This window comes from Phytohabitans sp. LJ34, from assembly GCF_052068095.1.
Lineage (GTDB): Bacteria > Actinomycetota > Actinomycetes > Mycobacteriales > Micromonosporaceae > Phytohabitans.
In genome coordinates this window covers 183,101-207,876 of the sequence record NZ_JBQHDG010000021.1, presented here as the reverse complement: position 1 = coordinate 207,876, position 24,776 = coordinate 183,101, and the positions used below count along the sequence as shown (strand labels likewise).

The 24,776-nt window shown below is 71.6% G+C and carries 23 protein-coding genes; 6 read left to right on the top strand and 17 right to left on the bottom strand.

Translation table 11 applies throughout. The features are described 5' to 3' along the window. The 6 genes from ACTMTJ_RS33430 to ACTMTJ_RS33405 all read right to left on the bottom strand — a co-directional run. Window positions 1-802, bottom strand: an 802-nt coding sequence (locus ACTMTJ_RS33430; protein WP_441222639.1) for a carboxyl transferase domain-containing protein, incomplete at its 3' end; no start/stop codon positions are given. Window positions 803-816: 14 nt separating this feature from the next. After that, window positions 817-2,040, bottom strand: a complete 1,224-nt coding sequence (locus ACTMTJ_RS33425; protein WP_441222638.1) for a beta-ketoacyl-[acyl-carrier-protein] synthase family protein — start codon at window positions 2,038-2,040, stop codon at window positions 817-819. A 2-nt stretch (window positions 2,041-2,042) separates the two neighbouring features. Next, complete coding sequence (locus tag ACTMTJ_RS33420; RefSeq protein WP_173038887.1) at window positions 2,043-2,282, bottom strand: acyl carrier protein; 240 nt, start codon at window positions 2,280-2,282, stop codon at window positions 2,043-2,045. Window positions 2,283-2,345: 63 nt separating this feature from the next. Beyond that, window positions 2,346-3,290, bottom strand: coding sequence for a beta-ketoacyl-ACP synthase III (locus ACTMTJ_RS33415; RefSeq protein WP_441222637.1), 945 nt, complete (start codon window positions 3,288-3,290; stop codon window positions 2,346-2,348). Further along, complete coding sequence (locus ACTMTJ_RS33410; protein WP_441222636.1) at window positions 3,290-4,459, bottom strand: acyltransferase domain-containing protein; 1,170 nt, start codon at window positions 4,457-4,459, stop codon at window positions 3,290-3,292. Before ACTMTJ_RS33410 ends, ACTMTJ_RS33415 begins: the two co-directional genes overlap by 1 nt. Window positions 4,460-4,572: 113 nt before the next feature. After that, window positions 4,573-5,772 (bottom strand): PucR family transcriptional regulator, encoded by a 1,200-nt coding sequence (locus ACTMTJ_RS33405; RefSeq protein WP_441222635.1) that lies wholly within the window; start codon window positions 5,770-5,772, stop codon window positions 4,573-4,575. A 43-nt stretch (window positions 5,773-5,815) separates the two neighbouring features. Here ACTMTJ_RS33405 and ACTMTJ_RS33400 point away from each other — a divergent pair, with 43 nt between their 5' ends. After that, on the top strand, window positions 5,816-6,439 hold the full coding sequence (locus ACTMTJ_RS33400; protein ID WP_441222634.1) for a phosphatase PAP2 family protein: 624 nt from the start codon (window positions 5,816-5,818) through the stop codon (window positions 6,437-6,439). On the opposite strand, the gene ACTMTJ_RS33395 is transcribed toward ACTMTJ_RS33400, so the two are convergent. Continuing rightward, window positions 6,440-7,096 (bottom strand): response regulator, encoded by a 657-nt coding sequence (locus tag ACTMTJ_RS33395; RefSeq protein ID WP_441222633.1) that lies wholly within the window; start codon window positions 7,094-7,096, stop codon window positions 6,440-6,442. Next, window positions 7,093-8,244, bottom strand: coding sequence for a sensor histidine kinase (locus ACTMTJ_RS33390; RefSeq protein ID WP_441222632.1), 1,152 nt, complete (start codon window positions 8,242-8,244; stop codon window positions 7,093-7,095). The genes ACTMTJ_RS33395 and ACTMTJ_RS33390 overlap by 4 nt, the downstream gene beginning before the upstream one ends. A gap of 142 nt (window positions 8,245-8,386) precedes the next feature. Here ACTMTJ_RS33390 and ACTMTJ_RS33385 point away from each other — a divergent pair, with 142 nt between their 5' ends. Genes ACTMTJ_RS33385 through ACTMTJ_RS33375 form a run of 3 tightly spaced genes read left to right on the top strand, consistent with a single transcriptional unit; the run spans window position 8,387 to window position 9,973 of the window. Beyond that, a complete protein-coding gene (locus tag ACTMTJ_RS33385; RefSeq protein WP_441222631.1) occupies window positions 8,387-8,926 on the top strand; it encodes a hypothetical protein in 540 nt (179 codons plus the stop codon). Between the two features lie 60 nt (window positions 8,927-8,986). Beyond that, on the top strand, window positions 8,987-9,331 hold the full coding sequence (locus ACTMTJ_RS33380) for a hypothetical protein (protein WP_441222630.1): 345 nt from the start codon (window positions 8,987-8,989) through the stop codon (window positions 9,329-9,331). Between the two features lie 18 nt (window positions 9,332-9,349). Further along, on the top strand, window positions 9,350-9,973 hold the full coding sequence (locus tag ACTMTJ_RS33375) for a TetR/AcrR family transcriptional regulator (protein WP_441222629.1): 624 nt from the start codon (window positions 9,350-9,352) through the stop codon (window positions 9,971-9,973). A 311-nt stretch (window positions 9,974-10,284) separates the two neighbouring features. Here the strand turns inward: ACTMTJ_RS33375 and ACTMTJ_RS33370 are convergent, their stop codons facing one another. Next, a complete protein-coding gene (locus tag ACTMTJ_RS33370; protein WP_441222628.1) occupies window positions 10,285-10,923 on the bottom strand; it encodes a hypothetical protein in 639 nt (212 codons plus the stop codon). A gap of 558 nt (window positions 10,924-11,481) precedes the next feature. On the opposite strand from ACTMTJ_RS33370, the gene ACTMTJ_RS33365 reads away from it, so the two are divergent. Beyond that, window positions 11,482-12,201 (top strand): NYN domain-containing protein, encoded by a 720-nt coding sequence (locus ACTMTJ_RS33365; protein WP_441222627.1) that lies wholly within the window; start codon window positions 11,482-11,484, stop codon window positions 12,199-12,201. A gap of 86 nt (window positions 12,202-12,287) precedes the next feature. On the opposite strand, the gene gltX is transcribed toward ACTMTJ_RS33365, so the two are convergent. The 7 genes from gltX to ACTMTJ_RS33330 form a co-directional block, all read right to left on the bottom strand. After that, window positions 12,288-13,697, bottom strand: coding sequence for a glutamate--tRNA ligase (gene gltX, locus ACTMTJ_RS33360; RefSeq protein ID WP_441222626.1), 1,410 nt, complete (start codon window positions 13,695-13,697; stop codon window positions 12,288-12,290). Next, the gene (locus ACTMTJ_RS33355) at window positions 13,694-14,950 is read right to left on the bottom strand and encodes an MFS transporter (RefSeq protein WP_441222625.1); all 1,257 of its coding nucleotides are present in this window, start codon (window positions 14,948-14,950) and stop codon (window positions 13,694-13,696) included. Before ACTMTJ_RS33355 ends, gltX begins: the two co-directional genes overlap by 4 nt. Next, complete coding sequence (locus tag ACTMTJ_RS33350) at window positions 14,947-16,224, bottom strand: GH1 family beta-glucosidase (protein ID WP_441222624.1); 1,278 nt, start codon at window positions 16,222-16,224, stop codon at window positions 14,947-14,949. The genes ACTMTJ_RS33355 and ACTMTJ_RS33350 overlap by 4 nt, the downstream gene beginning before the upstream one ends. A 67-nt stretch (window positions 16,225-16,291) precedes the next feature. Further along, complete coding sequence (locus ACTMTJ_RS33345) at window positions 16,292-17,335, bottom strand: winged helix DNA-binding domain-containing protein (protein WP_441222623.1); 1,044 nt, start codon at window positions 17,333-17,335, stop codon at window positions 16,292-16,294. Then, a complete protein-coding gene (locus tag ACTMTJ_RS33340; RefSeq protein ID WP_441222622.1) occupies window positions 17,332-17,811 on the bottom strand; it encodes a hypothetical protein in 480 nt (159 codons plus the stop codon). The genes ACTMTJ_RS33345 and ACTMTJ_RS33340 overlap by 4 nt, the downstream gene beginning before the upstream one ends. A gap of 36 nt (window positions 17,812-17,847) precedes the next feature. Further along, window positions 17,848-20,592, bottom strand: a complete 2,745-nt coding sequence (gene aceE / locus ACTMTJ_RS33335) for a pyruvate dehydrogenase (acetyl-transferring), homodimeric type (protein WP_441222621.1) — start codon at window positions 20,590-20,592, stop codon at window positions 17,848-17,850. 128 nt (window positions 20,593-20,720) lie between these two features. Next, window positions 20,721-21,125, bottom strand: a complete 405-nt coding sequence (locus ACTMTJ_RS33330) for a YjbQ family protein (RefSeq protein ID WP_441222620.1) — start codon at window positions 21,123-21,125, stop codon at window positions 20,721-20,723. A 119-nt stretch (window positions 21,126-21,244) separates the two neighbouring features. Here ACTMTJ_RS33330 and ACTMTJ_RS33325 point away from each other — a divergent pair, with 119 nt between their 5' ends. After that, window positions 21,245-22,807, top strand: coding sequence for a mucoidy inhibitor MuiA family protein (locus ACTMTJ_RS33325; RefSeq protein ID WP_441222619.1), 1,563 nt, complete (start codon window positions 21,245-21,247; stop codon window positions 22,805-22,807). A gap of 312 nt (window positions 22,808-23,119) precedes the next feature. Here ACTMTJ_RS33325 and ACTMTJ_RS33320 read toward each other — a convergent pair whose 3' ends face one another. Then, on the bottom strand, window positions 23,120-24,700 hold the full coding sequence (locus ACTMTJ_RS33320; protein ID WP_441222618.1) for an alkaline phosphatase D family protein: 1,581 nt from the start codon (window positions 24,698-24,700) through the stop codon (window positions 23,120-23,122). Between the last annotated feature and the right edge of the window lie 76 nt (window positions 24,701-24,776).

The window sequence follows — 24,776 nt, the reverse complement described above, 5'->3', positions numbered from 1 at the left end:
GCGCCCAGCGCGCGTGCAGCTCCACGGACTCGCCGTCGAGCAGGGCCTTGATGACCGGCTTCACGTCGTACGCCCGGCTCGCCTCGGCCGGCATCGCGGCCGCCATGTCGTGCCCCTCGACGTCGCCGACCGGCACGTCGGCGGGGGAGAGGCGGCCCTGGTGGCCGAGTAGGTGGGCGAGCTTGCGCGCCTCGACCATCGCCGAGTCGTCGTCCTTCGTGGTCACGTGCACCACGCCGGAGCGACGCCCGTGCGGCTCGGGGCCGCCGAGGCGCTCCATGTCTACCTGCTCGCCGGTGACCGAGCGGACCACCTCGGGGCCGGTCACGAAGATCCGGCCCGCGCCCGCCATCACGACGATGTCGGTCAGCGCCGGCCCGTACGCCGCGCCACCGGCCGCCGGGCCGAGCACCACCGAGATCTGCGGTACGCGCCCGGAGGCCCGCACCATCCCGGCGAAGACCTGACCGACCGCGTCGAGAGCGACCACGCCCTCGGCCAGCCGGGCGCCGCCGGAGTGCCACAGGCCGAGCACCGGCACCCGCTCGCGCACCGCCTCGTCGATCGCGTCGACGACGTGTCGGCAGCCCTCGCTGCCCATGGCGCCGCCCATCCTGGTGCCGTCGCTGGCGTACGCGACGGCGGGCGTGCCGTCGATCTCGCCGCGCGCCCACAGCACACCGGAGTCGTCGCGTGGCATCATCAGCCGCAGCGACCCGGCGTCGAAGAGGGCGCGCAGCCGCACTTCGGGGTCGCGATAGTCCACTGTGGATGAGTCGGCGCTGACAGACGTGGTCGTCACGACGTTTCCTCCCATTAGGGGCGGGTGAAGAGCAGCGCGACGTTGTGACCGCCGAAGCCGAACGAGTTGTTCAGCGCGACGGGGACGTCGAGGTGCCGGGCCTTGTGTGCGGCCACGTCGAGCAGGCCGTCTTCCGGGTCGTCGAGGTTGATGGTCGGCGGGATGACCCCGTCGCGGATGGCCAGGATCGTGGCGATGGTCTCCACCGCGCCCGCCGCACCGAGCAGGTGGCCGGTCATCGACTTGGTGGAGGTCAGCACCACGTGGTCGCCGATCGCGCCGCGGAGGCCGGAGACCTCGACCATGTCGCCGGTCGGCGTGGAGGTGGCGTGCGCGTTGACGTGCACCACGTCCTTGCCGGACAGGTCCGCGTCGGCGAGCGCCTTCTGGATGGCCCGCACGAAGCCGGCGCCCTCCGGGTCGGGCTGCACGATGTCGAACCCGTCGGAGGTGATGCCGGAGCCGGCGAGGCGCGCGTACACCTTGGCCCCGCGGGCCTTGGCGTGCTCGGCCCGCTCCAGGACGACGACGCCCGCGCCCTCGCCGAGGACGAAGCCGTCGCGGCCCTTGTCCCACGGGCGGGAGGCACGCTCGGGGTCGTCGTTGCGCACCGACATGGCGCGCATCGAGGCGAACCCGGCGATCGGCAGCGAGTGCACGACCGCCTCGGTGCCGCCGGCCACCACCACGTCGGCGCGGCCGGAGCGGATGATGTCGAGGCCCAGCGAGATCGCCTCGGCGCCGGTGGCGCAGGCGCTGGCGACCGAGTGCACCCCGGCCTTGGCGCCCAGCTCCAGGCCGACCCAGGCGGCCGGGCCGTTGGGCATCAGCATCGGCACGGTGTGCGGCGACACCTTGCGGGGGCCGGAGGCCTCCAGGATGTCGTCTTGGGCGAGCAGCGTCATCGCACCGCCGATGCCGGTGCCGACGCTGACCGCGAGCCGCTCGGTGTCGAGCCCGGAGTCGGCGAGGCCGGAGTCGGCCCACGCCTCGTGCGCGGCGATCAGCGCGACCGCCTCGGACCGGTCGAGCCGGCGCAGCTTGACCCGCTCGATCTTTTCGGACGGCTCGACGGCGAGCTGCGCCGCGATCCGTACCGGTAGGGATTGTGCCCACTCCTGGGTGAGCGGACCCACCCCGGAGCGGCCGGCAAGCATTGCGTCCCAGGTGGACGCGACGTCCCCGCCCAACGGGGTGGTCGCGCCGAGCCCGGTGACGACGACGTCTGTGTGTGGCATGGTCAGGCGTTGCTCTCGATGTAGGAGACCGCGTCACCCACGGTCTTGAGGTTTTGCACCTCGTTGTCCGGGATCTTGACCCCGAACTTCTCCTCGGCCGCGACCACGACCTCGACCATCGAGAGCGAGTCCACGTCGAGCTCGTCGGTGAACGACTTCTCTTCGGCCACGTCGTCCGGGTTCACCCCGGCCACCTCTTCGAGGATCTCGGCGAGGCCGGCGATGATCTCGTCACGGGTCATGGGGATTGGTTTCCTCTCCTGCAATGGGTTGATGCCGTGCTGTTTTCTGTGGGCGTCGGCCGCTTACGGACAGCGGATGACCTGTCCGGCGTAGGTGAGGCCGCCGCCGAAGCCGAAGAGCAGCACCGGGGCGCCGGAAGGCACCTCACGCCGCTCGATCATCTTCGACAGGGCCAGCGGCACGCTGGCCGCGGAGGTGTTACCCGACTCGACGAGGTCCTTCGCGATCACCGCGTTGGGGATGCCGAGCCGCTTGACGATGCCGTCGATGATCCGCGTGTTCGCCTGGTGCGGCACGAACGCCGCGATGTCTTCCAGCGCGACACCGGCCCGCTCACACGCCTGGCGCGCGAGCGGGGCGAGCATCGTGGTGGCCCAGCGGAAGACGATCTGGCCGTCCTGCTTGATGTAGGGCTGCCAACCCTCGATCGTCAGCACGTCGCCCCGATCCGGCGCCGAGCCCCACACGACCGGCCCGATGCCCGGCTCCTCGCCGTCGGCGGTCGCCGTGACCACCGCCGCGCCGGCCGCGTCGCCGAAGAGCACACACGTGGAACGGTCGCTCCAGTCGGTGACGTCGGAGAGCTTCTCCGAGCCGATCACGATCGCGTTGCGCGCGGCGCCGGCCCGGATCGCGTGGTCGGCCGTGCCCAGCGCGTACGAGAAGCCGGAGCACGCGGTGTTGACGTCCATGGCCGCCGGGGCCGCGATGCCCAGCTTGTTGGCGACCCGGCTGGCCACGTTGGGGCAGCGGTCGATCGAGGAACACGTGGCCACCACGACCATGTCGATGTCGGCGGCGGTGAGCCCGGAGGCGGCGAGCGCCTTGCCGGCCGCGGCGGTGGCCATGTCGGCGACCGTCTCGCCCTCCGCGATCCGGCGGGTCACGATGCCGACCCGGTCGCGGATCCACTCGTCGTTGGTGTCGACGATGGCGGCGAGGTCGTCGTTGGTGACGAGCCGCGAGGGCTGGTAGTGCCCCATCGACAGGATGCGCGTACCGGCCATTAGAGGTGTCCTCCGATGCGGGCGAGGGGCTGGCCCGGGGCGACCGGGTCGTCGTGGTGCGCGAGCCACTCGGTCAGCACGCCGGCCTGGTGGGCGGCGACCTCCACGGCACCCTGCCGGGTGGCGACGTGGCCGATCACCTGGCCGGCGGCGATGTCGTCGCCCTCGGCGAGGCCGGCGGCGGGCTCGAAGGTGCCGGCGCTGGCCGAGACCACGACCCGGAACTGGGGGGTTGGCTCGTGGTCGGGCGCGACACCGTGGCGGGCGATCAGGTCGCGCGCCTTGGGCAGGTCGTCCGGGGTGTTGAGGGTGACGATCTCGGGCGCGCCGCTGCCGGCGAGCTCCCGCTTGACCAGCCCGGCGAGCGTGCCGGCCGGCGCGAGCTCGATCACGGCGGTGACGCCGAGGTCGGCGAGCGTCCGCATGCACAGATCCCAGCGCACCGGCGCGGTGACCTGGCGGACCAGCCGCTGGAGCAGCTCGCGGCCGTGGTTGACGGCCGCGCCGTCCAGGTTGGACAGCACGATCTTGCTCGGGTCGGACGGGGTGATGCCGGCGGCCACCGCGGCGAGCGCTTTCTCGGCCGGCGCCATGTACGGCGTGTGGAACGCCCCGGCCACCTGAAGCGTGATCACGCGGGCACCGCCGGGCCGCTCGGCGGCCAGCTTTTCCAGCCGGTCGACCGCGCCGGCGGCGACGATCTGGCCGGCTCCATTGCGGTTGGCCGGGTGCAGGCCGAGCGCCTCGATCGCGGCCACGACCTCCTCGGCCTCGCCGCCGAGCAGGGCGGCCATGCTGGTCGGCTCGAGCGCGCAGGCGGCGGCCATCTCGCGGCCACGCACACCGGCGAACGTGATCGCCGCCTCGGGCGACAGCACCCCGCCCAGCGCGGCCGCGCCAAGCTCGCCGACGCTGTGGCCGGCGACGACCGACACGTCGTACAGCGGGAGCTGCTCGGCCGCGAGCAGGGCGGCGGCGACCAGCAGCGGCTGGGTGCGCGCGGTGTCCTTGATCTCGTCGGCGCCGGCCTCGGTGCCCAGATGCACGAGATCGACACCCGCGAGGGCTGACCACCACCGCAGGCGCGCCTCGGCGCCGGGCAGCTCCAGCCATGGGGTCAGGAATCCGGGCTTCTGGGAGCCCTGTCCGGGCGACAGTACGGCGAGCACGCCTAAGACTTTCCTTGATACTCGCGGGTCAGGTGTGTGTTGGCATGCACCAAACCGCACTACGGACTTTGTGGAGACCCTACAAAGATCGCTGGTGGTGCCCTAAGGATCGTTTAGGTTGTGCTTTGCGTCACAGGCGCCTGGGGATCCAGTCGCCCGATCGTGAGCGCCACCCGCAGCGCGAACGCGTCCCGCGCGGTCAGCGGCGACAGGCCGGTGACGTCGGCGACCCGGCGGAGCCGGTAACGAACCGTATTCGGGTGGACGAAGAGTGCCCGCGCCGCGCCCTCCAAAACACCACCCGCCGCGAAGAACGCGTCGAGCGTCTCCAGCAGCTCGCCGCTGGCCCGCACCAGGCTGCCGTAGACATCCTGCCGGAGGCGGCGCCGGGCCTCGACGTCGCCGGCGAGCGCGCGCTCCGGCAGCAGGTCGCTGGCGGACACGGGCCGCGGTGCGTCCGGCCACCCGGGCGCCGCGCGGAAGCCGGCCAGCGCCGCCCGCGCCGACTCGGTCGCCTCGTCGAGCGTGGCCACGGCCGGTCCGACCACGACCGGGCCGGCGCCGAAACCGGCCAGCAGCTTGGCGGTGGCGGCCACCGGATCGCTCGCCCCGCCCAGCACCAGCACCAGCCGGTCGCCGTGCACCCCGCCGATGATCTCCACGCCGATCCGCCGCGCCGCCCGGTACACCGTATGCAGGACCGCGGCCGCCTCCCCACCCGGCGAGCGCCCCACCGCGACCGCGACCGGCGGCGCGTCCGCCCAGCCCAGCGCGGCCGCCCGGCTGGCCAGCACGTCCGAGGAGTCACCGCGCAGCAGTGCGTCGACCAGCAGGGCCTGGAGCCGCGCGTCCCAGGCGCCGCGCGACTCGGCGGCGCGCGCGTAGACCCGCGCGGCCGAGAATGCCACCTCGCGGGAGAACCGCAGCACGGCCTCGCGGAGGGCGGCCTCCTCACCCGGCACGGCCAGGTGTGCCACCTGCTCCTCGGCCACGTCGATGGTCACCTTTACCAGCGCCACCGTCTGTTGGAGCGAGATCGAACGGGCCAGCGCGGTGGGCGCCGCGTCGAAGATCTCGTCGGCCAGATCCTGCGTGGGCCGCCGCCCGTCCCGGCGCAGCCACTCGACCAGCGAACGCACGCCCGCCTGGGCGACGAGCATGACCCAGGCCCGCTGGTCGGCCGGCAGCTCGCGAAACCACGGGAGGGTCTCGTCCATCCGGGAGACGCTCGCGGTCGCGAGGGCGCCGGCAGATCGCTCGATCCGCCGTACGGTCTCGCTCAACGCGGCGCCGTCATTACTCCCCGGGGGCACGGCTCCAGCCTGTCATGCCCGTGTCCGTGCCACTATGGCCGGGATGATCGCCCGCCCTCCACTGGTCGTGCCGCTCGTGGCACTGGTGGCGTTTCTCGCCCTGATGGCCGTCGTGGTCGGCGATTGGGCCCCGGTCGAGCGGCTCGACGTGACGCTGAGTGAGGATCTGCGGGAGTTCGGCACCGACCATCCGGGCCTGGTCGACGTGCTTCGCGTGGCCACGGACATCGCCGCGACGGTCCCGTTCGTGGCGGCCGGCGTGGTCGCTACGGTGGGCCTGCTGGTGCGCCGCCACCGGCGGGAGGCGTACCTGTGCGCCTGGGTCACCGTGCTCATCCCGGTGCTGTGGGGCCTGATGCACTGGGCCCTGCATCGTCCACGGCCGGCGGACGGCTTCGTCTTCGTCGACAGCAACGGCTTTCCGAGCGGCCACACCTCACACGCGGCGTCGGCGGCCGTGGTAGCGGTGCTGCTGCTGTGGCCCCATCTCGCGCGGCGCGGGCGGGCGCTGGTGGTGGCGGGCGCGGCGGCGCTGGCCCTCTTCGTCGGCGGGACGCGGGTGATGCTGCTGGCTCACTGGCCGATGGATGTGCTGGGTGGGTGGCTCCTCGCCCTGACGGTCGTCCCCCTGACCGCCTCGGTGGTCACCTCCCGGTGGAACAATTAACTATTCCTTGATCGATAAATGAAGATCCTGGGCGAGAATTGCCGCCTGCACTCGACTGCGTAGCCCCAATTTCGTGAGGATCCGGCTGACGTGGGTCTTCGTCGTGGACTCGGCCATCTCCAAGCGCTCGGCGATTTCCTGGTTGGAAAGGCCCCGGCCGAGACACGCGAGCACGTCCCTTTCCCGCGGCGTCAGCCCTTCCACCGCAGTTCGCAGGGCCGCTGGCGCGCCGGGTGCGGTGGCGGCGAACGCCGCGATCAGCCGTCGGGTCACGGCCGGCGCGATGATGCCGTCGCCGCGGGCGACCGTGCGGACCGCGTCGACGAGGCCGTCCGCGTCGGTGTCCTTGAGCAGGAAACCGGCCGCGCCGGCGCGGAGGGCGCCGAAGACGTACTCGTCGAGGTCGAATGTGGTTAGTACCACCACATCGGCCAATCCTTCGGCGACGATCTCGCGGGTGGCGGAGATGCCGTCCAGCCTGGGCATGCGCACGTCGAGCACGGCCACGTCCGGGCTGAGGCGGCGGCAGAGCGCGAGCGCCTCGGCGCCGTCGGCGGCCTGGCCGACCACCTCCAGGTCCGGCGCGCCGTTGAGGATCATCGCGAGGCCGGCGCGCACCGCGTCCTGGTCGTCCGCGATCACGACTCGGATTGTCATGCCGCCTCTTCCGCGACCGTCGGCAGCTCCGCGTGCACCCGCCAGCGGACGCCGTCCCCGCCCGCGTCGAAGTGGCCGTGCAGCAGCGCGGCCCGCTCCCGCATGCCGATCAGACCGGCGCCGGCACCGGGTACCGCCGATCGGCCGTTGATGGGGTTTTCGACGGTGAGCGAGACGACGCCGGTGCGGTACGCGACCGCCACGTCCGCGCGGCCGGTGCCGTGCTTGAGCGCGTTGGTGAGCGACTCCTGCACGATCCGGTAGGCCGCGAGGTCGACACCCACCGGCAGCGGCCGCGGCTCTCCGGTGGTCTCCAGCCGCACGGTGAGGCCGGCGCCCCGCGCGCGGGCAATGAGCTGGTCGAGCTCGGCCAGCCGGGCGCGGATGGGCTCGTCGTCGCTCGCGCCCTCGCGCAGCAGGTCGATCATCTGGCGCATCTCGGCCAGGCCCTGAACGCTGTTTTCCCGGATGACCTTGAGCGCCTGCTCGACCGCGTCCGGATCGCGCTTGTGCAGGGACAGGGCGGCGGTCGCGTGGATGGCCGCCGCGCTGAGGTGGTTGGCGATCACATCGTGCAGCTCGCGGGCCATCCGGGTGCGCTCGGCGGTGACCGCCTGGCGGCGGTCGAGCTCGACGAGGCGGGCGGTCTGCTCCGCGCGGGCTCGCTCGGCGGCGGCCTGGTCGCGGTACTGCCGCACGCTGATCGCCGTCACCACGGGGAGGACGAGGAGCAGCGTCGCCGGTACGGCGAGGGCCAGCCCGCGCCACGAGCCGGCCAGGATCGGCCCGACGACGGCGGCCAGGGCGCTCACCCCGATGCCGACGCGCAGCAGGATCCGCCACATGCGGGCCGAGCCGTACAGGCAGGTGTCGTAGAGGACCTGGGTGTAGATGAGCAGCGTGCCGAGCGAACTGCCCAGCGCGAGATCCGCGGCGACCGCGACCGTGCCGAGGGCGAAGCCGGTGCGGGTGGCGACGCGGCGCAGGGCCAGCGCCACGCAGACGGCCACGAGCGGCGGCACGAAGAGCCAGGTCGGCGCGTCGGGCGCGGGCTGGAAGGTACGCACGATGCCGAGGGCGAACATGATCAGGCCGCCGGCGAGCGAGATGCCCGCCAGGGTCAGATCCCGCCGCAGAGCCCTGGACACGCTCCGATCACATCACACGTTTCGCCGCCCGACCTCCGACCGCGTGACGAGCCCGCGCGGCGCGGCGTCCGTCGAAGGATGTACCCGGAATCCCTCACCGCTGCCGACGCCCGGGGCGACCGGCGCGGTGAGGCTGGGAGGCATGGTTCTTGCGGTCATCGCCGCGTGCGAGATCGGGTTCTGGGTGATCCTGGGCGCCGGTCTCGTCGCGCGGTACATGTTGCGGATGCGCCGCCTCGGTGGCGTACTCCTGCTGTGTGTGCCCCTGGTCGACGTGGTGCTGCTGGTCGCGACGGTGATCGACCTGCGGCGTGGCACCGAGGCCAACTTCACCCACGGCCTGGCCGCGGCGTACATCGGCTTCTCCATCGCGTTCGGGCACACGATGGTGCGCTGGGCCGACCAGCGGTTCGCCCACCGCTTCGCCGGCGGGCCGCCACCGTGGAAGCCGCCGAAGGGCGGGTGGGAGCGCGCCCGCTACGAGTGGCGGGAGTGGTTCAAGGGATTGGCCGGCTGGGCGGTCGCGTGTGGCCTGTTGGCGGGCGGCATCCTCCTTGTCGACGACCGGAGCCGGACCGAACAGTTGGATGCGTGGATCTGGCGGCTCACCGTGGCGCTCGTCGTCTGGCTGATCGCCTTCCCACTGTGGGCCACGTTATTTCCCGCGCGGCCCAAGGAGTGATGTAGTAGGCACCGGGGGAGCCTGGTGCAGGCGGTGGTTGGCCGCCAGTAAGGAGAAAGTATGGCGCACGGGGAGGCCGAGCACGGCAGCGCCGAGAGCGAGCAGCACTACCTGCTGGGCGAGCACGGTGTGCCCGGCAGGCACCTGCGGTGGGTGTGCGGGGCCGGTCCGCAGCCCGTCGAGGAGGCGGGGCCGCCGGCCACTCTCGATGTGGAAGGCGCCCCGGCGGACGGCGCGGCAGACGATCCGCCGCTCGACGAGGGGCGCACCCTCGTGCCCGAGCGGCGCGGCCCAGCGGTCTGCCGGTCGAGCCGCGCGGGGTGGGCGGGTGCCCACCGCCACGGCGCCGTGCGCCCGCGGGCCCGCGCGACCCGGCGGGAGCGTCCGCCGGACCGGTGGTGCTGACGCTCTTACGCTGTACGAGTGCGCGCAAAACAGCAGATTCTGGACGAAGCACTAGCCTTGGCCGATGAGCGTGGCCTGGGGGCGATCTCGATGCGCGCCGTCGCCCGCCGGCTGGGCCTGAGCTCTATGGCGCTCTACCCGTACGTCGGCACCAAGGACGACCTGCTCGACGGCCTCGTCGGCCGGCTGCTCGCCGACCTGCTCCCGGAGCCTGGAGCCAGCACCGACTGGCGGGAGCGGCTGCGGGCGGTGGCGCGGGCCGCGCGTGCCTTGGCGAGCGCCCACCCCGGCGCGTACCCGCTGCTCATGGTCCGCCCCTCGGTCACGCCGGACGCGCTGCGCGTGGTCGACCTCGTCTACGCCGCACTGCTCGACGCCGGCGTGCCCGAGCCGGAGGTGCCCCGCCTGGAGCGGATGCTGTCGACGTTCGTGCTGGGCTACGCCACGTCCGAGGTCAACGGCCGCTTCGCCGCCGGCCGCCGCGGCGCCGAGTCGGCCCACGACCCCGACGTGCTGCCCGCGCACGCCCGGCTGTCGCGCTGGCTCGAGGACGAGGTCGACTGGGACGCCGAATTCGAAGCCGACCTCCGCGATCTGATCCGCCTGATCGAGGCCGCCGCCGGCTCCACAGTGGAGAGTTAGTGCGTATTGCCCGGGTCCGAGTCAGCTGCGGACCGCCGCTCCCGCCGGAGACCGCGGCGGTCGGCGGCTCGCGGGGCGAGCCGAAATCCCCGACCTCCGCTGCCAGGTCCGCGGCGCAAGACCTGATCGAGGACAAGCGGCGTACGGGTGAGGCCGCGGGAGCAGCGGTCTGGACCCAATGCCACTCACCGTAAGTCGACCATGGTCTGGTCCGCTGCTCCCGCGGCTCACCCTCGCGTTCGAGCGCTCGGGCTCGGTCCTGGCGGGACGTGCGGCGGCGCCCAGCTCGGCGAAACGCCGGGTGCGACGTGCTAGCGGGCGCGGCGGCGGACGAGCAGCGATATGCCCGCCAGGCCCAGCGTGATGACGAGCACCACCGCGCCGTTGAGCAGCAGCACCTCGCGCAGGTCGGTCAGCAGCTTGTCGATGTCGCGGCCGGGGTTGAGCGTGTCTTCGTCGAAGACGCGCTCGCCGCCGCCGATGCCGCCGTGCAGCGACTCGGGCTTTCCCGGAAGCGGGACGCCGGCCGCCCGCAGGGTCTCGGACATGTTGAGCCGGCCGTAGAACCACGCGTTGGTCGTCCGCCGCTTGTCGGGCTGCTTACCCGGGCGGTAGGCCCGGGGGCCGCCGGCCGCGAGCGGGTAGAGGTCGTAGGTCTGCTTGGCCTGGTCGCCCACGCGCACGACCACCGTGTACTTGCGGCCGAGCTTGTCCGCCTTCGGTGAGGTGGACAGGCCCTTCGCGTTTGACAGCCAGTTGACCTGGCTGAGCATCGCCTCGAACAGCTCGGGATCGGCCTTCGCGCGGACGGTGATGGCCTCGTCGAGCTCCTCGCCGTCGATGGTGATGGTGTCGGGCTTGGGGGGCGCGGCGAGGGCGGGCGACGGGGCGAGCAACGGAGCGGCGACGGTGACCAGCACCGCGCCGCTCAAGAACCATCGGCGGCTCACCCTTGCGACCATGACCGACCTCCCCGCCCGATGGATGGTCCCGCCCCCGTGGTGCGGCCGACGATCCGCTTTAAACCAAAGACTCCGCCAAACCTCGCGCGGTTGCATGCGCAGCCCAGGTTTTTCGAACTATCTGCGATTGCCGAGCGGCAGACAACATGCCCATTCATTCGGCCGCCGAATCGTAACCGTCGGCGGCTGATCGTGGGGACCCGTCCACGATCGCTTGCTTTCCTTCGTCGCACCGCCAGGCCGGCGTGCCGAACGCCCCCGAGACGCCGCCGAGGCCTCCGTCGCCAGGTCCAGCGCCGCCTGGGTCAGCCGAGCCGCCGCCTTGGTACGCGGAAGCTGCGGGCGCGGGCCCAGCCGGCGGGGCAGCTCGCGCACGGCGAACCGGCTGGGGCGGGCCGCCGGAGGATGGGCGCGGACGGGCGCGATAAGCACGATAGCGGCCAATCATCGGCTCGCGGGTGGTCCACGGGGCGTTGGTGGGCCATCACCAACTGCCACTCCCGCCTAGCGTCAGCTGCTATGCCCCCGATTCCTACGCGCGTCGGCGTGTACATCGACGGTTACAACCTCTACTACGGCGGGCGCGCGGTTTGCGGCCGGAGCACGCCCGGCTGGCGGTGGCTCGACCTGCGTGCGCTGGCCACGTCGCTGGTGACAGCGCAGCGCGGCTGGGCCGGCGCCACGATCGACCGCATCGTCTACTGCACCGCCCGCATCGACGCGGCCACCAACCCGGGTGGAGCGGCCGACCAGGATCGATATCTAAAGGCCCTGGTCGCGACGAAGAGCGTCGACTTCATCGAGTACGGGAACTATGTCGCGAGAGTCAAGTACGCCCCACTCGCTATCAAGGGCCCTAACGGTGTGCCGATTCTCGTCAGGCCAGAGTGGCCCGTGAAAATCGTTGCCGGGATTGGTGCACCAGATCCACAAGCCATGTTCATGGTGTCCCATCGCCATCAGGAGGAGAAGGGCACCGATGTCAACGTCGCCACCCATTTGATGATGGACGTCCTCGAAGACCGTGTGGATGGTGTGGTGGTGATCTCCAACGACAGTGACCTGCGGTTACCGGTGCAGACCGCCCGTCGGCGGGTGCCGGTGGGCCATGTCAATCCGCGCTCTGGTCTGTTCGCCGGCGACCTGGCTGGCAGGAAGGACGACGGTGTGGGAAATCATTGGTGGCGAAGGCTCAACGCATTGGACTACCTTCGCCACCAACTGCACGATCCGGCCGCCGGCTACGCGAAGCCGATTGGCTGGTGAATGGGTGGCATCAACGCGCGCGACCCGCTAGACTGTTCGTATCACTCACCCGGTCCCTTGTGGGCCGGGTCTTTCTTTGTCTCCGGTCAGGGGAGGCGGATGCGGGCGGCCTCTATGCGGGCCAGCGTGCGCTCCTTGCCGAGCACCACCAGCGACTCAAACAGCGGCAGCCCCACGCTCCGCCCGGTGACCGCCACCCGCACCGGTGCCTGGGCCTTCCCCAGCTTGAGCCCGCGCTCGGCACCCACCGCCTCGAGAGCGGCCTTCAGCGACTCGGCGTCCCACGAGGGCAGGGCGGCGAAGGCGGCGGCCGCGGCGTCCAGGAGGTCGGCGGCGCCGTCCTTCATCGCCTTCGCCCAGGAGGCCTCGTCGATTTCGGGTGACGGCACAAAAAGGAAGTCGACGTTCGGCACGATCTCGCTCAGCACCGCGATGCGGGTCTGCGCGAGTGGCGCCACCGCGGCGAAGGCGGCCGGGTCGAAGTCTTCCGGGCGCCAGGGCGGCGGCGGGATCGTCTCGGTGCCGGTGAGCCAGGGCTGGCAGGCGGCCGAGAAGGCGGCCGTGTCGAGGGCGCGGATGTACTCGCCGTTGAAGGCGCGCAGCTTCTTCTCGTCGAAGAACGCGGGCGACGGGTTGACCTCCTCGAGGCGAAACTCCTCCTCGATCACCGACCACGGCACGATCTCCCGGTTGCCGCTGGGCGCCCAGCCGAGCAGCATCAGGTAGTTGCACATGGTGTCGGCGAGGTAGCCCTCGTCGCGGTATGCCTCCAGCGCCACCTTGTCGCGCCGCTTCGAAAGCTTCTGGCGCTTTTCGTTTACCACGACGGGCACGTGCGCCCAGATCGGCGGCCGCACGCCCAGCGCGTCCCAGAGCAGCTGCTGCTTCGGCGTGTTGGGCAGGTGCTCCTCGGCGCGGATGACGTGGGTGATGCCCTGGGTCATGTCGTCGACGACGTTGGCGAGGAGGAAAACGGGGGAGCCGTCGCCGCGGGCGATGACGAAGTCTTCCAGCAGCTTGTTTTCCCAGGTGGGCTTGCCGCGGATGAGGTCGATCACCACGGTCTCACCCTCGTCGGGGGTGCGGAAGCGCAGCGCGCGCCCGGGCCCGGCGGTCAGGCCCCGGTCGCGGCAGAAGCCGTCGTAGCCCTGGTACTGCGAGCCGGTGCGGGCCTGCACGTCCTCTCGGGTGCAGTCGCAGTAGTAGGCGCGGCCGGCCGCGTACAGCTTTTCGGCGGCGGCGCGGTGCTCGCCCGCGTTGGCGGACTGGAAGTACGGGCCCTCGTAGCTGCCGCGCGCGATGCCGATCCAGTCGAGCGCGGTGAGGATCCCCTCGGTCCACTCCGGGCGGTTGCGGGCGGCGTCGGTGTCTTCGATCCGCAGGACGAAGGCCCCGCCGTGCTGCTTCGCGTAGATCCAGTTTTGCAGCGCCGAACGGGCACCGCCGACGTGGAACATACCGGTCGGAGAAGGGGCGAAGCGCACGCGTACCGTCACGGCACCGAGCGTATCCGTACCACGAAGACGCTGCCGAGGAGGGTGACGACGGCGGTGAGCGCGTACAGCGTGGGATAGCCGCCGAGGTGGACCACGATCGGCGCGGACATGGCCGGCCCGAGCACCTGCGGCGCGGAGTTGGCGATGTTGATGACGCCCAGGTCCTTGCCGCGGTCGGTGGCGCGGGGGAGCACCTGTGTGATCAGCGCGGCGTCGACGGCGAGGTAGACGCCGTACCCGGCGCCGAGCAGCACCGCCGCCACGATGGCCATCGACCACAGCGGCCAGATCGCGAGCAGGATCGCCGCCACCGCCATGATCACGCCGGACCAGATCACGAAGATCTTGCGCCGGCCGGAGCGGTCGGAAAGGCGCCCCGCCACGACCGCGGTGGCCATCATCCCCGCCGTGTAGATCAGGATGAGGACGAGCAGCCCGCCCTCGGGATCGTGGTACTTCACCCCGTCCTGGAGGAAGTACAGCAGGTACAGCGTGCCGAGCGCGTTGCCGACCTGTACGAGGAAGCGGGTGCCCCAGGCCCAGGCGAAGTCCGGGTACCGGCGCGGGCTGATCCACATGCCGGAGAGCACGTGCACCCGCGGGCGGTACGCGCGGGGCAGCGGGTCGTCCGGGGTGAGGAGGGCGAACGGCAGCGCCAGGATCAGCACGGCCACCGCCACCGCGTAGTAGCCGGTCTTGTTGTCCGTGAAGATCGCGGTGACCAGCACCGCGCCCACGACGAGGCCGAGTGACTGGGGGATCCCCACCCAGCCGGACACGCCGCCGCGCTGGGCCACCGGCACGCGGTCGGGGATGGCCGCGGTGAGCGTCGCAAGCGCCGCGTTGAAGCACACCTGCGCGGCGACCCAGCACACCGCGACGCCGACGATCGTGCGCTGCTGCCCGAGGACCGCGAGCGACGCCGCACCGAGGACCGCGCTGGAGAGCGTCCACACGTGGCGCCGCCCGTAGTCCCGGTTGCCGATCCGCGGGGACGTACGGTCGGAGAGCGCGCCGGCCAGCGGGTTGGCGATGACGGCCGCGAGCGCGCCGAGCGCGGTCACCCAACCGAACATCGCCTCCTTGTTGGCCGGGTCGATCAGCTCCACCTGGTTGGGCAGCAGCACCTGGATCGGCGTGAAGAACGCCATCCACACGCCCAGGTTGGCGCTGAAGACGAGCGCGATCCAGCTCCGCCGCACCGGTGTGGTCGGCTCGGCGAGTGCGGCGGGAAGCTCGACCCCGGTCGTCATCGGGAGGCTCTGATGAGGTCCCGGTACCAGGCGTACGAGGTCTTCGGCGTGCGCACCTGCGTCTCGTAGTCGACGTGCACGAGGCCGAAGCGCTTGGTGTATCCCTCGGCCCACTCGAAGTTGTCCAGAAGGGACCACACGAAGTAGCCGCGAACGTCCACACCGGACGCCATCGCCGCGCGCACCGCTCCGATGTGACCGTCCAGATAGGTCACCCGCTCCGGGTCGTCGATCCCGTCGTACGCGCAGCCGCTCTCGGTCACGTGGATCGGCGGGAGCGCCTCGCCGTACTCATCCTTGAGCCACGCCAGCAGCTGGCGCAGCCCGTCGGGCACGACCGGCCAGCCGAACGCCGTCGTCGGATACCCCTCGACCGGCACTATCTCGAACGGGAGTGGGCTGTCCGGAGTGGACGGCGCGCGTACCGAGGTGGGGTTGTAGTAGTTGACGCCCAGCGCGTCGAGCGGTGCGGCGATCGTGTCGAGGTCGCCGTCGCGCACGACCGACGGGTCCAGCCCCAGCTCCGGATAGCCCCGCCCGAGCAGCGGATCGGTGAAGAGGCGGTTGTGCAAGGCGTGGTAGGCGGCCGCAGCCTCGGCGTCTCCGTCACCCACCGGCCAGACGGGGGAGTAGTTGTTGGCGATGGTCACCGCGCCGGCGCCCCGTGCGCGCAGTGTCGCCACCGCCAGACCGTGGCCGAGCAGCTGGTGGTGGGCCACCGGGAGCGCGCCGAAGAGCAGGGTCTGGCCGGGCGCGTGCTCGCCCGTGGCGTACCCGAGGGTCATGTGGATGAAGGGCTCGTTGAGCGTGATCCACATGCGCACGCGGTCGCCGAGCGCGTCCGCGACGAGCCCGGCGTAGTCGGCGAACCGGAAGGCTGTGTCGCGGCTCAGCCAGCCGCCCTTGTCTTCCAACGCCTGCGGCAGGTCCCAGTGGAAGAGGGTGACGACCGGGTCGATGCCCTTGGCGAGCAGCGCGTCGACGAGGCGGTCGTAGAAGTCGACCCCTGCCGCGTTGGCCGGGCCGGTGCCGTCGGGCTGGATGCGCGGCCAGGCTATCGAGAACCGGTACGCGTCGATGCCGAGCCCCGCCATGAGGTCGACGTCTTCCGGATACCGATGGAAGTGGTCGCACGCCACGTCACCGGTGCTGCCGTCGGCGATCCGCCCCGGCTCGTGGGAGAAGACGTCCCAAATGGACGGTCCGCGCCCGCCCTCGGCGGCACCGCCCTCGATCTGGTACGCCGCCGTCGACACACCCCACGTGAAGGCCATCCGCCGCTCCCTAGGATCCGCCGTGCCGGGGCGGCGACGGCGTGAAAACGCGAAAGATCCTCGCACTCTAGTCTGCGACGCTGACCTCCGGGAACCCCTTCGTCAGGGCCGAACGGACCGACCTTTCCAGCGGGGCGAACGGGGTCACCGTATCGCCCTCCCACACGCCCTCGATGCGACCGTCGACCACGAGCACCGGCGAGATCCACCCCTGCGGGCGGGAGACCTTGGCCTTGTTCGGCCCGGTCACCACCCGGTCGGCTTGGCGCAGGCTGGCCACCGTGTACGGGTCGAAGGCCGGCAACAACCGCACCGACAAGGGCCGTTTCTTCGCCACCTCGCCGGCCAACTCGGCCACCAGCGCGCCGCCGTCGACCTCGACGAGCTGGTCGGCCAGCCGCGCGAACGACTTCTTCGCCAGCGCCGGCTTCAGGTCGAACCAGCGGCTGAACTCGTCCGCGGTCGACGGGCCGTACGTGCCCAGGTACGCCAGCGTCAGCGTGTCGATCGCCGCCTCGGTGTCCACCTCGTCCCACTCCCGCAGCCAGGCGCGCGGCGCGACGAACGTGACGTTGCGCCCGCGCGGCGGCCCCGAGCAGAGCAGGCCGCGAAACGCGAGCGGCTTGAGCACCGCGCCGAAGCCCTGGGTGAGGGGCTCGCGCAGGTCCTTGTGCCGGGTGGCCTTGATGATCGCGCCGGCCAGCTCCTCGCGGGTGAGTGGCTCGCCGCCGAGCACGTCGGGCATCGCGGCGATGATGTCCGCCATCTGCTCGGCGGTCACCCCGTGGTAGCGCAGCCAGGAGCCGGTGGTCTCGCGGGTGCGGGTGGACATCGCGGCCACCCACGTCGGCAGGTCGGCGGCGGGCAGCAGATGCAGGGTGCCGCGCGCGGCCCAGGTCTTGACCAGCCGCTTCGTCTCCCACAGCTCGGCGTCGACGCTCTCGGCGGTGGCGCCGCCGGCGACCCGCAGGTCGAGCGCGGTCACCGCGGAGGCGGCGAGCTGGGCGTGCACCCCGCTCAGCCGCCGCGCCGCCGTCACCGCGTCGTCGGCCGGCGAACCGCCGAGGAACTGCCGTTCGATACGCCAGCGGAGAACTTGCTGCCAATTCATGATTTATCCCAATACGCCCGGAACACTGTGCGATCCACCGCGGCCCGCCAGCCGGGGTCGCCGGCGTCGGTGCGCAGCGCGGTGAGTGCGGCGATCGCGCCCTCCACCAGGTCGGCCCAGTCGTACGGGGCGCCCGCCACGCCCTTCTGCATGAGGAACGCGAGGCCGGCCGAGTTGCTGATCGCCCAGCCATCCCGCCGGGGCGCGCGCCGCCCGGCGTCGCCGCCCTGGTCGCTGACCAGCCGCACGTGGAACGGGTAGCCGACCTCGCCGCCGGGCTTGGTGACGGCGATGTGTGCGCTCGCCGGCTCGGCACCGAAGATGTCGCGCAGGAACGACGGCGCCGGCGCTTCGAGGACCACCTCGACGCCGTCGCCGTACTCCCCGGGGTCGCCGCTGGCGGCGACCCCGCGGATGAGCTCGACCACGACCGACGGATCCCGCCGGTCGAAGACCACCCATTCCATGCGGCTCACCCGATCAAGGTAAGCCGCACGGAACAAACGGTGGGGTCAGCTGTCGCCGCCGGTCTCGCCGACCGGGGCGGCGTTGACGTCGTCGATCGCGTACTTCTTGGCCGCCTCGGCCGGCACCGCCGCCGGGATCTCCCCGCGGACGGCGAGCTGGCGCAGCGTGGCCACCGCGATCGACTCGGCGTCGACGTGGAAGTGCCGGCGCAGCGCGTGCCGCGTGTCGGAGAGGCCGAAGCCGTCCGTGCCGAGCGAGGTGTAGTCGCCGGGCAGCCACCGGGAGATCAGATCCGGCACCGCCCGCATCCAGTCACTGACCGCCACGACCGGGCCCGGCGCCTCGGCCAGCTTCGACTTGATGTACGGCGTGCGTGCCGGGCTGCCCGGGTGGAGCAGGTTGTACTCCTCGGTCTGCACGGCGTCGCGGCGCAGCTCGGTCCAGGACGTCACCGACCACACGTCGGCCGCCACGCCCCAATCCTGGGCGAGCAGCTGCTGGGCCTTGAGGGCCCACTGCATGCCCGTGCCGGAGGCGAGGATCTGCGCCTTCGGCCCCTCGACGCTGGGCGCCGGCGAGTAGCGGTAGATGCCCCGCTTGACGCCCTCGACGTCGAGGTTTTCCGGCTCGGCCGGCTGGAGGATCGGCTCGTTGTAGACGGTCAGGTAGTAGAAGATCGGCTCGGACTGCTCGCCGTACATGCGGTGCAAGCCGTCTTCGACGATGTGCGCGATCTCGAACGCGAACGCCGGGTCGTACGCCACGACGGCCGGGTTGGTCGCCGCGATCAGGTGCGAATGGCCGTCTTCGTGCTGGAGGCCCTCGCCGTTGAGCGTGGTGCGACCCGCCGTGGCGCCGAGCACGAAGCCGCGGGCCATCTGGTCGGCCGCCGCCCAGAACCCGTCACCGGTGCGCTGGAAGCCGAACATCGAGTAGAAGATGTACAGCGGGATCATCGGCTCGCCGTGCGTGGCGTACGAGGTGCCGGCGGCCGTGAACGACGCGACCGAGCCGGCCTCGTTGATGCCCTCGTGCAGGATCTGCCCGGCGGTCGCCTCCTTGTACGACAGGAAGAGCTCGCGGTCGACGGACGTGTACTTCTGCCCGTGCGGCGAGTAGATCTTCTGGGTCGGGAAGAGCGAGTCCATGCCGAACGTGCGGGCCTCGTCCGGAATGATCGGCACCCACCGCTTGCCGAACTCCTTGTCCTTCATCACGTCCTTCAGCAGGCGGACGAAGGCCATCGTCGTGGCCACCTTCTGCTTGCCCGAGCCGCGCTTGACGTCGGCGAACCGCTCCGGGCCCGGAATTCGCAGCGGGATCGTGGTCGTGCGCCGCGTCGGCAGGTAGCCGCCGAGCTGCTCGCGCCGCTCCCGCAGGTACTGCACCTCGTCCGACTTCTCACCCGGGTGGTAGTAAGGGGGCAGGTAGGGGTTGGACTCCAGCGCCGAGTCGGGGATGTCCAGGTAGAGGCGGTCGCGGAACGACTTGAGGTCGTCGAGCGTCAGCTTCTTCATCTGGTGGGTGGCGTTGCGGCCCTCGAAGTGCGAGCCGAGCGTCCAGCCCTTGATCGTCTTGGCGAGGATCACGGTCGGCTGGCCGGTGTGCTCGGTCGCCGCCTTGTACGCCCCGTAGAGCTTGCGGTAGTCGTGACCGCCGCGCTTGAGGTTCCAGATCTCCTCGTCGCTCATGTGCTCGACCATCTTGCGGGTGCGGGGGTCGCGGCCGAAGAAGTGCTCGCGAACGAACGCCCCGGACTCGGCCTTGTAGGTCTGGTAGTCGCCGTCGGGCGTGGTGTTCATGAGGTTGACCAGCGCGCCGTCGGTGTCGGCGGCGAGCAGCGGGTCCCACTCGCGGCCCCAGATCACCTTGATCACATTCCACCCGGCGCCGCGGAAGAAGGCCTCCAACTCCTGGATGATCTTTCCGTTGCCGCGCACCGGGCCGTCGAGGCGCTGGAGGTTGCAGTTGATCACGAAGGTCAGGTTGTCGAGCTCTTCGCGGGCGGCCAGCCCGATCGCGCCGAGCGACTCGACCTCGTCCATCTCACCGTCGCCGAGGAACGCCCATACGTGCTGGTCGGACGTGTCCTTGATGCCCCGGTGGTGCAGGTAGCGGTTGAACCGGGCCTGGTAGATCGCGTTGAGCGGGCCAAGGCCCATCGATACCGTCGGGAACTCCCAGAAGTCCGGCATCAGCCGCGGGTGCGGGTAGCTGGGCAGGCCGCGGCCCGGCCCCGCGTGCGAGAGCTCCTGGCGGAACCCGTCGAGCCGGTCTTCGCCCAGCCGCCCCTCCAGGAACGCCCGCGCGTACATGCCGGGGGAGGCGTGGCCCTGGAAGAAGATGTGGTCGCCGCCGCCCGGGTGGCTCTTGCCGCGGAAGAAGTGGTTCATGCCGACCTCGTAGAGCGAGGCGGCACTCGCGTACGTCGAGATGTGCCCGCCGACGCCGATCTCCGGGCGCTGGGCGCGGTGCACGAGCATCGCGGCGTTCCACCGGATGTAGGCCCGGATGCGCCGCTCGACGAACTCGTCACCCGGGAACCAGGGCTCCTGCTCGGGCGGGATGGTGTTGATGTAGTCGGTCGTGGTCAGGGGTGGGACCCCGACCTGGCGCTCGCGGGCGCGTTCGAGCAGGCTCAGCATGACGTAGCGGGCGCGTTTGGCACCTCGCTCGTCGATGACCGCGTCGAGCGACTCGATCCACTCGCGGGTCTCCTCGGGATCGATGTCGAGAAGCTGGCTCGGCAGGCCATCGCTGATCACCGGGCGCTTGCGTTCGGTAGCCACCAGCGCTCCCTCTGCATTGTGTGTGATGGGTCTCTGTAGCCTTCCATCCTGCCTTGCGCAAAGGGCTCCGTCACGCCTGGTGGACCCCTACGCGACGCTCGACACATGTACCGAGCGGTAACAAAGCGTCAACCTGGGAGGAACGAGAGCCGGACCTCCCGGGTGGGGTTGTCGCCGTTGGTGTCGACGAGGCAGATCGACTGCCAGGTGCCCAGCGCGATCCGCCCGGCGATCACCGGCAGGGAGGCGTAGGGCGCGACGAACGCCGGCACCACGTGATCCCGCCCGTGCCCCTTGGCGCCGTGCCGGTGACGCCACCGGTCGTCGGTGGGCAGCACCGCGTCGAGGGCGGTCAGCAGGTCGTCGTCCGAGCCGGCGCCGGTCTCGATGATCGCCACGCCGGCGGTGGCGTGCGGCACGAAGACGTGCAGCAGCCCGTCGCCCTGGCCATCGACGAAGGCCGCCGCCTCGCCCGTGATGTCGCGGACTGTGGCGCGCCCACCGGTCCGCACGGTGATCACCTCTGTGTGCATCGCGCCAGTATGTTGGACCCCGTGGAAAGCAAACCGGAAAACCGGTCCGTCACCGTCGTGTGTCGCCCGCGGCTCCTAGCCGGCGCGGAAGTGGCCGCGTGATACTCGACGCCCCCATCGTGGCCGTCACGGTATATCCGGACCGGGCCCGGGTCACCCGGCGGGGCAAGCTGCGGCCGCCCGCCGGCACGAGCACGGTCCACATCGGACCGCTGCCGCTCGGGCTGCACCGCGACTCGGTCCGGGTCGGCGGCCACGGCCCAGCCACCGTGCTCGGCGTCGATGTGGTCGTCCGCCACCAGGCCCGCTCCGCCGACGAGACGGTCGCCGAGGTCGAGGAGGCCCGCCGGGCGGTCGCCGCCGAGCTGGTCGAGCTCGCCGACGCCGAGGCGGTGGAGATCCAGCGCGCGGAGTTCATCACCACGCTGGCTCAGCGCGCCGCCTCCACCTATGCCCGCACGGTCGCCGCCGGCGAGTCCGACCCGGCGGCCGTCGCCGCGTTCGCCGACTCGACCGCCGAGCAGCTCGCCAGCGGCCAGGCCCGCCGGCGAGACCTCACCCGCCGCGCCGCGGAGGCCCGCGACCGGCAGGCCGCGCTCGACCGCCGGCTCGCCCAGCTCACCGGCAAGCGGGCGCCGGACCAGCTGGCCGCCGCGGTCACCCTCGACGTCTCCGCCGAGGAAGGTGTCGAGCTGGAGCTGTCGTACGTGGTGGGCGGCGCCGGCTGGGAGTCCACGTACGACGTGCGCCTCGACGACGAGCGGCTGGCGGTCACCTGGTTCGGGCTGGTCACCCAGCACACCGGGGAAGACTGGCCGGAGTGCGAGCTGGTGCTCTCGACGGCCCGCCCGGCGACCACGACGACCGTGCCGGAGCTCGACCCCTGGTACCTCGACCGGATCCGTCCGCTTCCGGTCGCGCGGGCCGTGGCCGCGTACCGGAGCAAGGACATGATGCGGGCCGCGGCGGCGCCCGCCCCGGCCTCGGGCGGGGCGGTGACGGATGCCTTCAGCGAGGAGGAGTTGGCGCTGCTCGGCGAGAGCACCGGCGTGGTCGAGCAGGGCATCGCCGCGGCTACGTACCGGCCGGAACATCCGGTGGCGGTGCCCGCCGACGGCTCGTCCCACCGGGCCACCGTGGCGGTGCTCGAGCTCGGCGCGCGGCTCGACTACGTGACCGCGCCGGCCCAGTCGCCCGACGCCCACCTGCGCGCGACCGCGGTCAACACCTCGGCCCACACGCTGCTGCCCGGTCCTGCCTCGGTCTTCCACGACGCCGACTTCGTCGGTAGCACCCGGCTGGAGACCTGGGCGCCGGGCGAGGAGGTGGAGCTCGCCCTGGGCCTCGACGACCGGATCCGGGTGGAGCGCAAGCTGACCCGGCGTTCGGCCACGAAGGCGGCGCTCGGCTCGACCCGGCGCCGCGAGGTGGAGTACCGGACCACGGTCGCCAACCACACGCCCCGACCGGCCAACGTGACGGTGCTCGACCAGATCCCGGTCTCCCGTGACGAGGGGATCACGGTGCGGGCGTTCAAGGTCGATCCCAACCCGGCCGACCGCACCGACCTGGGTGTGCTGAGCTGGAAGCTGGAGCTGGCCCCGGGCGAGACCAAGGAAGTGCACATGGGCCTCCGCGTGGAGCTCGCCCGGGGTGTGGAGATGTCCGGCTGGCGGGAGTGATCCAGAAAGCGTTCGACGTCGAGGTCTCTGCCGTTCCGTGGTCTTGAGACCCCTCGGATATTTGAGCTACCGCGATGCTCGTCGTGGTCCAGGCCGTTGCTCCCGCGGCCTCACCCCGCCCGCCCTTCGGCTGCCGCTGCCCCAAGAGGGCAGCCCTCTTGAGGGCAGCCCTGCGAGTTGGGCTTGGCGCGCGGAGGCGGCAGCGGCGGCCGGGGATTTCGGCTCGCTCCGCGAGCCGCCGGCCGCCGCGGTCTCCGGCGGGAGCAGCGGTCCGCCGCTGACGCGGACCCGGGAAATCCCTCTGACGAACCCCTAGCCAAGCGGGCGCAGATACGTCTGGTGGAGGCCGGGCACCCGGTCCTCGATTGTGTACGAAGCGCGCGTGTAGACCGGCGCGCCGGGCGTGGTCACCTGGGGTACGACCTTGAAGTCGGCGTCCAGCCGGTCTGCCCTGATCTTGGTGGAGACGTACCCGCGCTGGTTGTTGTAGAAGCGCAGGTGCGGGTTGATCGCCAGGAACGGGTGGGTCGCCGGGTCGGAGTCGGCGCCGTTGCCGCCCGACGTGATCGAGGAGCAGACCAGCTCGGATCCCACCGTCCGCGAGGTCGGGTCGGCGTAGTCGAGCTTGAGGTCGCTGGCCCAGTGCGCGTGCACGTCGCCGGTGAGCACGACCGGGTTGCGCACGCCGGCGGCGAGCCACCCGCGGGTGATCCGGTCGCGCGAGGCCGCGTACCCGTCCCAGGAGTCCTGGCTCGTCACGGTCGCCGGGCCGGCGTTGTTGTCCCGCTGCGCGAAGAAGACCTGCTGGCCGAGGATGTCCCAGCGGGCGGACGAGCGGCGGAAGCCGTCGAGCAGCCAGGCCTCCTGCTCCGGGCCGGTGATCGAGCGGGCCGGGTCGTACGCGGCCGGGCAGTCCTTGTAGCCGTCGCCGCAGCCCTGGTCGTCGCGGTACTGGCGGGTGTCGAGCATGTGGAACGTCGCCAGCCGGCCCCACTGGATCCGCCGGTACAGCCGCATGTCGATGCCGCGCGGGATCGAGGTGCGGCGCAGCGGCATGTTCTCCCAGTACGCCTGGAACGCCGCCGCGCGCCGGGCGAGGAAGTGGGGCTGCGGGACGTCGGGGTTCTCCGGCACCTCGTCGGCCCAGTTGTTGTCCACCTCGTGGTCGTCCCAGACCACCAGCCACGGCGCCGCCGCGTGCGCGGCCTGGAGGTCGGCGTCCGCCTTGTACTGCGCGTGCCGCTGCCGGTAGTTGGCCAGCGTCTCGGTCTCCGGGCCTTCGTGGTCGCGCGGGTTGCCACCCGGGATGTTGTACGTGTCCTTCGTGTACTCGTACTGGTAGTCGCCCAGGTGGAGTACCAGGTCCGGCTCCTCCTCGGCCAGTCGCCGGTACGCGGTGAAGTAGCCGTGCTCGTACTGCGAGCAGGAGACGAACGCCATCGCGAGTGCGCCGCCCAGCGTCCAAGGCGCCGGCGCGGTGCGGGTGCGGCCCACCGGTGAGACGTGGCGGTCGGCCTTGAACCGGTAGAAGAACTCGCGGCCGGGCGGCAGCCCGTTGAGCTCGACGTGGACGCTGTGCGCGGCCTGCGGGCGGGCGAGCGCCACGCCGCGGCGGACCACGTGGCGGAAGCGCTCGTCGGCGGCGAGCTCCCACTGCACCGCGACGGGGCGGTCGGGCATGCCGCCGAGGCCGTCTTCGGCGAGCGGCCGTGGGGCTAGGCGGGTCCAGAGGACGAAGCCGTCGTGGTCCGGGTCGCCGGAGGCCACGCCGAGCGTGAACGGGTCGGTCCGGAGTGGACCGCCGGAGGCCGAGGCCGCCGTGCCGGGCAGGGCGGCGGCGGCCGCGCCGGCCGCCACGCCACCGACGATGAGGGTACGCCGGGATATGGGCATCGTTTTCCTCCCCAGGGATCGACGAATACCGACCCCGGCAGCCTCACTGTTGATGTTGAACCCACGCCGAACAGGG